Below are 11,217 nucleotides of genomic sequence, written 5' to 3'. Positions count from 1 at the left end.
GTTGAAGAGCTTAAACCGTGCTCTCTGGATAATGATGCCAGCGTTTTATTCTTCTTACGTATCGCAGCGATAATATCGGCGGTATGCCAGTCTTTTTTCATATTCCTGCTTCCCTCTTTGGTGGTGGCGGTTCAAACAGGGTTCGCAGTACCGGAGAGTAACCATTCCGGCGAGGCATAGCCTCCCCTGCCTGAACCACCATAGAAGCGATAGCAGGCACACTGGTAAGAAAACAACCTTACCAGTGGGTTACTCATTCAAGGCTGCGACCCCCTGACCATCGGATTTTGCCGATGGCAGTGCTACTTTAACCGATTGTATTATCTGACTCAAGAATCAAATAAACACCTTGGTGACGGTTTGTCTTGCTGCGCTTATGACGAAATAAATGAACTTATGGCGAAAACGGCACTACACCGCACCCGCCTGCACGTTTTGGATCAAAAAATTTTTTCAGTTTTAAAATCCTACAAGGCAAACTGCCAAACCGCGCCAATACTGGTGGAGTGGGAGAAATCACAAACTGAAATGATTGAAAAGATTTTCAGGAAATTTCAGTTTTTGGATCAAAAGAGGATCACGGAAAAATCCCAATGCATTGATATTAAATGAAAATTGTATTTTACGTGAAAAATAAGCTCACAAAGAAAAGCCGTGCTTTATCATAGAAATCAGATAGAGCGCGGCTTTACAGGATATACAGAACTGAAATTGTTTTCTCCTTTTGCATTATGACAAGGAAGAAAGTGAAAATATTAGTTAGCGTACTTTTAATTCATTAATAAGCGTAAGGCTACGTTCAAGCATCTTAAGTAGTTTCAGTGATGAACCAGAAGGAATGCGGCGGTGCAGGTAGTGTCCATTGATGCCCATAAAAATAAAATGAGTGGACGCAAAGTGGACATTGGGCAAACAAAAAGGGCTACACCTTAGTGTAACCCCTTGATTTATTTGGTGGAGCTGGCGGGAGTTGAACCCGCGTCCGAAATTCCTACATCCTTGGTACTACATGCTTAGTCTAATCTTTACATTCGCTTGCCAGCTGCGGATAGACACGCCACTAACAAACTAGCCTGATTAGATTTAACGCTTCAACCCCAGGCAAGGCATCCACGCGATCTCTTTTGGGTTTGACCTCTCTTGATCCCCGTCCTAAGAGCGGAGGCTAGGGAGAGAGGGCTCTGCGCAGGTTATTAAGCTGCTAGTGCGTATTTTTCGTCGTTTGCGACTATTTTTTTGCGGCTTTTTACGAGGCCAACCGCCCCTCGGCATGCACCTTGGGTTTCGCGAATCCCGTCGAATCCAGAATCAGCCCCAAGTATCTTAAACGCAAGTATATCAGAATACTAAACTATAATGCCAGAATTTATCGCCCAGCATTCTTCATAATACGTGCTTTGTCTAATTTCCATTCACGTTCTTTGATGTCCGAACGTTTGTCGTGTGCCTTTTTGCCTTTTGCTACGCCAATTTTGACTTTGCACCAGGCGTTTTTCCAATAGAGAGATAAGGCAACAACGGTATAACCTTCACGATTGACTCGACCATATAATGAGTCAAGTTCGTGCTGATTAAGTAAAAGTTTGCGTGAACGCATTGGATCACAGATGACATGGGAAGAAGCTACATTTAACGGGGTGATGGTGGCACCAAAAAGATAAGCGTCACCATCTTTGAGCAAAACGTAACTGTCGCTGATATTGGCTTTACCAGCGCGCAGTGATTTGACTTCCCATCCTTGTAACGAGAGACCCGCTTCAAATTCTTCTTCAATGAAGTATTCGTGACGAGCTCGTCTATTCATGGCAATGGTTGCCGAACCGGGTTTGTGTGCTTTTTTCTTTGTCATAGTGTATGCATTATACTGAATGCTTTGGTGAAAGAAATCTTTTCCCGCGCATATTTGCTGATTAATGCGTGTTTATTGCATTATACGCTGACAATTTTTTCTTTGATCACGTATAGGTGATATTATTTGCTACAATTAAGACTTACAGGAAATTATATGCCACAGATTAGTCGCTCTGCGTTAGTACCGTACAGCGTGGAACAAATGTACAAATTGGTCAATGATGTCGGTTCTTATCCGGATTTTTTACCGGGGTGTGTTGGTAGTCGTGTGTTGAGTATTAGCAATAACGAAATGACTGCATCAGTCGATGTTTCGAAAGCGGGTATAAGCAAGACCTTTGTTACCCGGAATATTCTGTCCGATAATCAAAGCATTAATATGCAACTGGTCGACGGGCCTTTTCGTAAGTTAATGGGAGGTTGGCAGTTCATACCATTGAGTGAAGATGCCTGTAAAGTTGAGTTGCACCTTGATTTTGAATTCACTAATAAGCTGATTGAATTGGCTTTCGGTAAGATTTTTAAGGAACTGGTTGGAAGTATGGTGCAGGCTTTTACTCTGCGTGCACGCGAGGTTTATCGTGTCTGATATCAATGTCGAAGTTGTTTATGCATTGCCTGATCGCCAATATCTGCGTACGGTGAAATTGGCTCAAGGCTCAACTGTTGAGCAGGCAATAGTTGCATCAGGTTTGCTGACTTTGCGTAATGATATTGATTTGCAAAAGAATAAACTCGGAGTTTATAGCCGTCCTGTTAAGTTGACGGATATTTTGGAAGAGGGTGATAGGGTGGAAATTTACCGTCCATTATTGGCTGATCCAAAAGAAATGCGTCGTAAGCGTGCAGAGCGAGCTAAAAATAATGCTCAATAATTACTATAAACAGTCAGTCATCTATTTTTTTGACTGACTGTTTATATTTCTTCGGTTATTGAAGATCTTCGGTAAGTGAATTGTCGTTTTTAATGTCAGTCAGTACACCATTACTGTCAAATGTCAGGGTCAGAGTTTGCTGAGTCACTTTTTCGTGCCCAGGTTGCTGACGAAATACATAAAACCACGTTTGAGTCCCAAACGGGTCTTGTAACATTGGTGTTCCTAATGTGTAAGCTACCTGTTGCTGGGTCATTCCCTTGTGGATTTTTGATACACTAGTCGGTGTTAGGTAGTTCCCCTGATTAATGTCAGGGCGATAAACAGCCCGTTCCAACGTAGAGCAACCCGCAGTCAGCATGACAAATGATACAGCAGCGGCAGTCAACATTTTACAGCGCATGGTAATTACATTCCTTTAGGAGTCAGGGTGTTGATAATAATAGACCTTGATGAGATTGAAAACCTTTATACCCGTTATCTTTCAAGTTGCTTCTTTGTTAGCTGCGCTCCTTTGCCTTTGCCGTCGTGATGCATCTTGAAACCCATAGGGTATACAAGCTTTAACTATGACCTTAAATATACGCAAAAGTTGTATCAAATTACGCTGCTAGCAGCTCTTTAGCGTTTGCCAGGGTATTTTTTGTCACTTCACTGCCCGCGAGAAGCCGTGCCAGCTCTTGTAATCTGGCCTTTTTATCCAGCAATTGCATTTGAGTTTCAGTTTCTTCACCGTCAGTCTGTTTGCTGACATAAAAATGTTGGTGACCACAACCAGCTACTTGAGGCAGGTGGGTGACGCACATAACCTGTGTAGATTCGCCTAATTTACGTAACAGACGGCCAACAATTGCAGCTGTTGGGCCGCTGATACCGACATCCACTTCATCGAAAATCAAGGCGGACGTTTCCATTTTCTTAGCCGTTATAACCTGAATTGCCAGCGCAATACGGGAAAGTTCACCACCTGAAGCAACTTTTGCGAGAGATTGGTGTGGCTGGCCGGGGTTAGTGGTGACGTTAAATTCAACTTTATCTGAACCATCGGCATTCAGATATTCAGGTGCAAAAGAGACATCAATGGTAAAGCGGCCATGAGGCATGGCGAGTTGATGCATACTGTGCGTAATGAGTTCACTTAATTCTTTAGCATATTGTTGGCGAATCAGATGCAATCTTTCTGCAACTTCCAATGCCTGCTTGTGGTGTTTATTAACTTGCTCACTAAGGTGGGTGCAGTCATCTTCTTGCTGCGCCAGTAATTGCTGTTCTTCCAATAATTGTTGATGTAGTAAAGGAAGTTCTTCCGGTGCAACGTGATGTTTGCGGGCCACTCTAATTTGTTGTGAAATTTTTTGTTCCAGCTCAAAAAGACGATTTGGGTCCATATCCAGTTGATCGCCGTAGTGGCGGAGTTCATCGCTGACTTCATTAATTTGAATGGAGGCTTCTTCCAACATAGTGAGTAATTGACTGAATTTATCATCCATAGTGATGAGTTCTGCCAGTTCGTGTTTGGCGTAATTCAGCAGACTGATAATATTTTGTTCATCGTTATCACTCAGTAGCTGGAGTGCGGTTTGGCTGACAGAGAGTAGCTGACCACGGTTTGCTAGCCGTTTATATTCATTATCTTGTTCTTGGTATTCACCTGGTTGCGGTGCCAGCTCATTGAGTTCTTTTAAGTGATACTCCAGTAACTGTTGACGAGATTGACGTTCAAGCGCCTGTTGTTGGAATCGAGCCAGATCCTGACAACTTTGGTGCCATTGCTGATATGCCTGTTTCATTTCATTTTGCAGATTGAATTGATTAGCGTAAGTATCAAGCAGGCGTTTTTGGTGACCGTTATTTAATAGTAATTGATGGGCGTGTTGACCGTGAATTTGAATAAGGTGGGTACCCAGTTCGCGTAATTGGGAAATCGGTACGGCAGTGCCGTTGATAAAGCCTCTGGAACGGCCATCTGACGTTATTGTACGGCGAAGTAAGCATTCATTACTGTCATCAAGTTGGTGTGTTTCTAGCCATTGACGAGCAGAAGGCGTATCAGAAAGAGAAAACCGGGCACAAATATCAGCACGAGAAGCCCCGTTACGTACCATATTGGCCTCACCACGATTACCTAGACATAAACCTAATGCATCAATTGCGATGGATTTACCCGCGCCGGTTTCACCTGTGATGGCTGTCATGCCTGGCTGGAAATCAATTTCAAGCTCACGAACAATGGCAAAATTGCTAATGGTTAACTGGGTGAGCATCACACTTCTCCTGTGTATAAAAACACCTCTGTATCTTCATACAGTATAAACTGGTTTTTTATACAGTAAAGTAGTGAAACCTAATTTTTTAGAACATTTTTTTAGACCAGCTTAGTTTTGTACTTAATGTGTTGAAGTAATTATAGTCTTGAGGGTGAATGAGATTGAGCTTCTGTTTGCTGCGGCTAATAATTACATCCTCTCCATCCTGTATGGGTAGAACTATCTGGCTATCGCAACTGACTTCATAATCGTTGCTATTTTGGGAAAATTTCAGCCTGATACTGCTTTCACTACTGATAACCAGTGGGCGGGAAGACAATGTATGTGGGAACATTGGTACCAGGACAATCGCATCCAGATTTGGTGTCAGAATTGGCCCACCTGCGGAAAGCGAGTAAGCTGTGGAACCGGTTGGCGTTGCGATAATCAGTCCGTCAGAACGTTGGGAAAAGGCAAAACGTTCATCGATATAGACTTCGAATTCAATCATATGTGCCACTTTCCCCGGATGGAGTACGACTTCGTTGATAGCGGTACTGATACGAGGTTTCTGGCCGTTTCTTCTGACTTGAGCTTCTAGTAGGAAACGGTGTTCGTTCCGATATTCGCCATTCAATACTTCAGAAAGTTGTTGCAAAGCATTATCAGGATCTAAGTCGGTTAGAAAACCTAGATTGCCTCTGTTAATACCAATGACTTTAATGTCATAACGGGAAAGGACCCGGGCAGCGCCTAACATATTGCCGTCACCACCAACAACGACAGCTAAATCAGCTTGTTTACCAATTTCGGTCAGACCACCAGTTTGTGCATCTTTTAAACCAATGTCTTTGGCTACTTGACGATCAATAATGACAGAGTAACCTTTGGATTTTAACCAATGATAAAGCATTTCATGAGTAGCAAGTGCTTCTGGGTGGCGAGGATGACCAACAATACCTATGCATTTGAATTTTTTATTCATCGTTATAATTTCCTTCTAGCAAGAGGTTTTATCCTCACAATACGGCGGGTTCCCTTGAATCCCCAGTTTAGATCCCCATAATAGGCTAAGTAGCGAGATTAATGCCAAATACGCGGAGATATTCATGAGTAGTAAAGAACAAAAAATGCCTGACGAGCAAGTCTCGGAAGATATGGAAGTTGTATCTGAACAGCAAAACAGTGCGGATAAAGCAGAAGCATCAGAGACTGAAAGTGTTGTTGATCCGCGTGTCGCAGAGCTGGAAGAACAGCTCAAGCAGGCGCAACAGCGTGAACGTGATGCCATTTTGCGTGCTAAGGCTGAAGTTGAAAATATCCGTCGTCGTACTGAGCAAGATGTGGAAAAAGCCCATAAGTTTGCGTTAGAAAGATTTGCCAATGAACTGTTACCAGTGATTGATAATCTTGAGCGCGCTTTGGAGGTGGCAGATCGCACTAACACCGAAATAGCACCTATGGTTGAAGGCATCGAGCTGACGTTGAAGTCTTTCCTTGGGGCTGTGGGTAAATTTGGTATTGAAGTTGTTGGCGACACAAATGTTCCTTTTAATCCTGAAATTCATCAGGCCATGACCATGATGGAATCCGATCAGCATGAGCCGAATCATGTCATGATGGTCATGCAGAAAGGGTATACCTTAAATGGCCGTTTGTTACGCCCGGCAATGGTAGCCGTATCAAAGTAATTTTAGCTCAGTAGTCATTTTAGTTCAGTAATAAGTATCAATGCCGCTCCAACTGGGGCGGCATTTTTTTACTGTGGCAACTCAGGTGTCCAGTTAATTGACGCGATGCCTTGTTTTTCTAGCAATGCATTGGCTTTTGAAAAGTGTTGACAGCCAAAGAACCCTCTGTGGGCAGATAGTGGCGATGGATGGGGTGCTTTGAGAACATGGTGTTTATTAGCATCAATAAAGTAGCCCTTTTTCTGAGCATGGGATCCCCAAAGCAGAAAAACGACGCCTGAACGGTGCTCATTGATAGCGGCAATGACTTTATCAGTGAAAGTTTCCCAACCCAGATTCGCGTGGGAGTGTGCATTACCACGTTCTACGGTAAGTACGGTATTGAGTAGTAACACCCCTTGTTTAGCCCAACTGACTAGGCAACCGTGATTTGGATGCTGAAAGTCAGGTATATCGGATGCCAGCTCTTTGTACATATTAACCAGCGACGGTGGTGCAGGAATACCCGGTTGCACAGAAAAAGAGAGGCCATGTGCCTGATTAGGGCCGTGGTAAGGGTCTTGCCCAAGTATCACCACCTTAATATCAACCAATTCGGTGTAGCGGAATGCATTAAATACATCCTGTTGCGGCGGATAAATGGTTTTACCTGCCTGACGTTCTTTTGCGACATAGGCTAGTGTGTCGAGAAAATAGGGTTGTTCTTTCTCGTTACCGATTACGTCGTGCCATGTGAGAGGTGCGGACATAGTAAATCCTTTTTATAGATTACCAAATGGATGTTAGCTTACCGATTACAAAATCAGAGGAAAACCTTTGATGCACACTAAAACTAAATTCTTGATAACTATTTCAATGTTGTAAAGTATTTTTGAAAGTTTACCCAAAGAATTGCTGTGTGGTTAGCTATAAAAACTTATTTAAAACATAAGGTAGTAGTATGTTTTATAGTAACTATATGAAATTAACTGTTCTGAATCAATGAGTATCCTCATTTGTGTGGATATACCCGTTATCCTTCAAGTTGCCTCTTTGTTGGCTGCACTCTCTCACCCCGGTCACATCGTTTTCTATGCTCCCGGGGATTCGCTCCCTTGCCGCCGCGATGCATCTTGAAATCCATAGGGTATATATAGGAATGAGACATATTGGCTTGAGCAAATAACCAAGATAACTCATTGATAGTTTGGTTGATTGTGCGAAATGATTGCTAGCATTCAATGCATGAAGACCAGATTGTGGTTAAGAATAAGCTGGATCGTTGTTTGAATATCGTATGAAACCAAAACGGTATGTGTTGTAAACAGTCAGTTTCTTTGACTCTTTTCTGGCTATTTATTGGCAAATAATAGGTAGGAATTTCTCTGTTATCAGAGAGCAGAATCACAGTTGATTAATTTTGTTAACAAAATTTAAACATTTATTTAACCCAATGGCATTCCCTGCCGATAGATGAGTTGTATTGATTAAATCGTCGATTATTTTCAGCTATCCTTAGGGGAATTTTATGAGTTTATCAATTGAAATGAATCTATCAGTCGATTCAAGTTTTCCCGTTTTAAATAATCTTCAACTTGTTACACCGCCTTCTGTTCCAGACCAAAATATTGAAAAAGCGACTACAGAAGTTTTTTCCCTCTCGGAAACGACTAAACAAAATAATAGAGTCTATCAATCATTAATTAATGAACAGAGTATTAACCTTAATTTAAAGTCAATCACAGGAATTAAGTCTGAACAAATTAGTGGTAAGCAATCCCATGAAATTGATTATATGTTGACCTTGATTTCTGATGATGTCTACATAAGCACCACGATGGGAATAGGTGATTATATTCGTCTTTCTGATGGTGAATTATTAAAGGCAGGAATAGAACCGGCAAATTTAAGGGATAAAACAACAGGTTTTCAGGCAGGTATTTATCGGAATGACGATCTCTATATAGTGGCTTTTGTGGGCACTAATGATTTGAAGGATATATTAACTAATTTACGACAAGGTTTTGGATTTGATGAAGCTCAATATCATCAAGCCATCGATTTAGCTCGCACTGCCAGAATAGCATTTGGGGAAAACTTGTTATTTACTGGGCACTCTTTGGGAGGTGGATTAGCCGCGACAGCCGCATTATCAGTTGGAAAGCCTGCGGTAATATTTAATTCGGCCGGTGTTTCTGACAATATGATGAAAAATTTGGGTTTTTCACCCCAAGAGGGTAGGGCTATCGCTGAAAATGGATTGGTACGCCATTATGTTGTGGAGCATGATTTACTTGATGCATTACAACAGAAACTGCCAGTATCTCAGCCAATAGGACATAAAATCTTACTGAAATATAATGATGATTCAGGAGAGTCAGGTCAGGGGTTTCCTCATAATCTGATACGTGGATTAAAAGCACATTCTCTTAAAAAGGTGCTGGAATTATTAACGATATACAAACCTTGGTCATCTTTAAATGATGAACAGCAAGAAGAATCTCTAGTCATGCTTAATGAACCGGATCTGAGCGTTTCCGCATAATTAAAGAGAAGTGTGATGAAAATTAATGAAGTAATTGAGCCTGAATCGGAACTAGATTATCAGCGGGGTAAAGAAAATATAACTCCGTTACAATGGGCGATATTCAATCAGCAAATGGATGATATTAATAATTTGCTGAAGGAGGGCGCTGATCCTACTCAACTTGGTTTGCAACAAGAAAGTGCTTTGCATACGGCTGCAAAAATCAACAATCCTGATTATCTTAAATCTTTATTATCTGTTGTGTCTGATGTGAATATTATGCATCCTGTGACCTTAGCAACACCTTTACATGTTGCGGTTCAGTTAGGGAGAAAAATGCAGGTTGAATTATTGTTGGTCGCTGGTACTAATCCTAATCAGGCTAATCGGATTGGGGATACTCCGTTACATATTGCAGCTAAAATTAATTCACCGGAACTGGCACTGATATTGTTGAAGTCAGGCGCTGATCCTAAATTGCAAAACAAGCAGCAATCAACGTTCCAGATGTATTTCAATCTCACTCCGCTAAAAGCGTGGAGCTATGAGATGCAAGCGAAATATGATGAAGTCAATCATTGGCTGAAAGCTCAGCAAGTCAGCCGATATTATTTGAAGTAAGGTAAAAACGGGCGATTTGGCCTAATGCCAGTCAGTTAAGCTGACTGGCCTCTTTTTACCGGATATTTTTGCTGAGAACAGCGAGTCATCATGATGAAGTTACCTTGTCAGGAACGACATTGTTTGTATTTTGCTCAATTTCGCGACTAAGGGAAGTATTTAGAGGTTCTCACATAAATTTATTTTTCATCACGTTTGCATTTTAAAAATCTTAAACTAATATTAATAATTAAGTATAAATGTTAGTTATTCGTGATCTACCCTACGCTGATTTCTGGATTAATGGAATGTCTCTTTAAATTTCCATTAATTAGTTATTTAGAGGAAAAACGAATTCTATAACTACTGGGTAACTGTCTAGGATTTTGGAGCCTGTAATCCATGAGCGGTAGCGTATGTCATGATTTTATTCCTATACCTACAGTTGTGTTCAGGCTCAGAAAGGACTATCTTCGATTTTATAAAAACAGGCGGAAAGTCAGATTATTGTATTACCCATTATAAAAAGAATGCAGATAATTTATCTTATTAACTTAATATATTGAGTCGAAATTTATAAAGAGGATATTTTACTGAGATGAATCTTATAAATAAAGAAAAAATCCGCTATGTTTTTAGTCGAATAAAAAGAAAAGGTGTTCTAAACACAATTAGTGGTATAAATAGGAAGTATATAAAATCAAAATTCATAGAGTCATTTTTATCTAAATTAATAAGTAGTAAATTAGATGTGCCAGATTTCCCTAAGATTATACAAATAGAAACAAGAAGTGGCTGTAACTATTCCTGCTCATTTTGTCCCACAAATAAAGTCAAAATGAAACAAGGGAAAATGCAGCAAGAACTATTTGATAAAATAGTGGAGCAGTTAAAAGACTTTAATGGTTATATCAGTTTGTTTTTTAGAAATGAGCCATTGATGGATAAGAGAATTATAGATTGGGCTCAAAAAATAAAAAACGAAACAAATGCAAAAATAATTATTCAGACAAATGGTTCCTTATTAAATGAAACAATTGCTAAGGAGCTTGGTCAATATGCTGAGTTAATAGTGAATGACTATACTGATGATAAAATAGTATTGAAGAAAATAAAAAAATGGGAGGAGAATATTACTGATAATTTAATATTTGTAACACGAGATAATTCTGAAAGCTTGACAAATCGTGCTGGAAATATTGGTGAAAAAAAGAAGGTATTTCTAAATAATTCATGTGTAAAACCATTTACTGAACTCACAATAACATTCAGTGGTACTGTTGTTTTGTGCTGTCAGGATTGGATGGAAGAAGCCATTATAGGAGATCTTAACCACCAAAGCATTCTTGAGATATGGAATTCAAATAATTTAAATGAAATTAGAGAACAATTAAAGAATAGAAATAGAGTCGGAATATGTGAATATTGTGATTTTGTTGGGGTATAAG

Annotated in this window: 14 protein-coding genes and 1 other RNA gene; 7 read left to right on the top strand and 8 right to left on the bottom strand. The window is 40.4% G+C overall.

Annotation, left to right across the window (positions count from 1 at the left end; genetic code table 11):
• Together SLS51_RS07735 and SLS51_RS07730 are read right to left on the bottom strand one after the other, a co-directional pair.
• Positions 1-101: helix-turn-helix domain-containing protein (locus tag SLS51_RS07735; protein ID WP_323837053.1), on the bottom strand; the 101-nt coding region annotated here is incomplete at its 3' end.
• Between the two features lie 30 nt (positions 102-131).
• On the bottom strand, positions 132-257 hold the full coding sequence (locus SLS51_RS07730) for a hypothetical protein (protein ID WP_323837047.1): 126 nt from the start codon (positions 255-257) through the stop codon (positions 132-134).
• 139 nt (positions 258-396) lie between these two features.
• On the opposite strand from SLS51_RS07730, the gene SLS51_RS07725 reads away from it, so the two are divergent.
• Positions 397-612, top strand: a complete 216-nt coding sequence (locus tag SLS51_RS07725; protein ID WP_323837045.1) for a hypothetical protein — start codon at positions 397-399, stop codon at positions 610-612.
• Positions 613-952: 340 nt separating this feature from the next.
• On the opposite strand, the gene ssrA is transcribed toward SLS51_RS07725, so the two are convergent.
• Positions 953-1,316, bottom strand: a transfer-messenger RNA (tmRNA) gene (ssrA, locus tag SLS51_RS07720).
• 50 nt (positions 1,317-1,366) lie between these two features.
• A complete protein-coding gene (gene smpB, locus SLS51_RS07715) occupies positions 1,367-1,849 on the bottom strand; it encodes an SsrA-binding protein SmpB (RefSeq protein ID WP_323837043.1) in 483 nt (160 codons plus the stop codon).
• 156 nt (positions 1,850-2,005) lie between these two features.
• On the opposite strand from smpB, the gene SLS51_RS07710 reads away from it, so the two are divergent.
• Positions 2,006-2,440 carry a type II toxin-antitoxin system RatA family toxin gene (locus SLS51_RS07710; protein ID WP_323837041.1) on the top strand — a complete coding sequence of 145 codons (435 nt, stop codon included), beginning with the start codon at positions 2,006-2,008 and terminating at the stop codon, positions 2,438-2,440.
• Positions 2,433-2,726, top strand: coding sequence for an RnfH family protein (locus tag SLS51_RS07705; RefSeq protein WP_011147560.1), 294 nt, complete (start codon positions 2,433-2,435; stop codon positions 2,724-2,726). The genes SLS51_RS07710 and SLS51_RS07705 overlap by 8 nt, the downstream gene beginning before the upstream one ends.
• Positions 2,727-2,781: 55 nt before the next feature.
• On the opposite strand, the gene bamE is transcribed toward SLS51_RS07705, so the two are convergent.
• The 3 genes from bamE to nadK all read right to left on the bottom strand — a co-directional run bounded on the left by bamE (position 2,782) and on the right by nadK (position 5,957).
• Positions 2,782-3,129: an outer membrane protein assembly factor BamE gene (gene bamE / locus SLS51_RS07700; protein ID WP_323837038.1), complete on the bottom strand. Its 348-nt coding sequence runs from the start codon at positions 3,127-3,129 to the stop codon at positions 2,782-2,784.
• Between the two features lie 199 nt (positions 3,130-3,328).
• Positions 3,329-4,990: a DNA repair protein RecN gene (gene recN, locus SLS51_RS07695; protein WP_323837036.1), complete on the bottom strand. Its 1,662-nt coding sequence runs from the start codon at positions 4,988-4,990 to the stop codon at positions 3,329-3,331.
• Positions 4,991-5,078: 88 nt separating this feature from the next.
• Positions 5,079-5,957, bottom strand: coding sequence for an NAD(+) kinase (nadK, locus tag SLS51_RS07690; protein ID WP_323837034.1), 879 nt, complete (start codon positions 5,955-5,957; stop codon positions 5,079-5,081).
• 124 nt (positions 5,958-6,081) lie between these two features.
• Here nadK and grpE point away from each other — a divergent pair, with 124 nt between their 5' ends.
• Positions 6,082-6,663 carry a nucleotide exchange factor GrpE gene (gene grpE / locus SLS51_RS07685; RefSeq protein ID WP_011147556.1) on the top strand — a complete coding sequence of 194 codons (582 nt, stop codon included), beginning with the start codon at positions 6,082-6,084 and terminating at the stop codon, positions 6,661-6,663.
• 68 nt (positions 6,664-6,731) lie between these two features.
• On the opposite strand, the gene ung is transcribed toward grpE, so the two are convergent.
• On the bottom strand, positions 6,732-7,412 hold the full coding sequence (gene ung / locus SLS51_RS07680; RefSeq protein WP_323837030.1) for a uracil-DNA glycosylase: 681 nt from the start codon (positions 7,410-7,412) through the stop codon (positions 6,732-6,734).
• A gap of 758 nt (positions 7,413-8,170) precedes the next feature.
• Between ung and SLS51_RS07675 the strand changes: the two genes are divergently transcribed.
• The 3 genes from SLS51_RS07675 to SLS51_RS07665 all read left to right on the top strand — a co-directional run bounded on the left by SLS51_RS07675 (position 8,171) and on the right by SLS51_RS07665 (position 11,216).
• Complete coding sequence (locus tag SLS51_RS07675; protein ID WP_323837028.1) at positions 8,171-9,187, top strand: Tle-like phospholipase domain-containing protein; 1,017 nt, start codon at positions 8,171-8,173, stop codon at positions 9,185-9,187.
• A 15-nt stretch (positions 9,188-9,202) separates the two neighbouring features.
• A complete protein-coding gene (locus SLS51_RS07670; RefSeq protein ID WP_323837026.1) occupies positions 9,203-9,790 on the top strand; it encodes an ankyrin repeat domain-containing protein in 588 nt (195 codons plus the stop codon).
• 577 nt (positions 9,791-10,367) lie between these two features.
• The gene (locus SLS51_RS07665; RefSeq protein ID WP_054479176.1) at positions 10,368-11,216 is read left to right on the top strand and encodes a radical SAM/SPASM domain-containing protein; all 849 of its coding nucleotides are present in this window, start codon (positions 10,368-10,370) and stop codon (positions 11,214-11,216) included.
• The last annotated feature ends 1 nt before the right edge of the window (position 11,217 follow it).

Origin of the sequence: Photorhabdus africana (genome assembly GCF_035181445.1) — a bacterium.
Taxonomy (GTDB): Bacteria; Pseudomonadota; Gammaproteobacteria; order Enterobacterales; family Enterobacteriaceae; genus Photorhabdus; species Photorhabdus laumondii.
The sequence above is the reverse complement of the archived record's forward strand: the minus strand, read 5'-3'. Positions and strand labels throughout refer to the sequence as shown.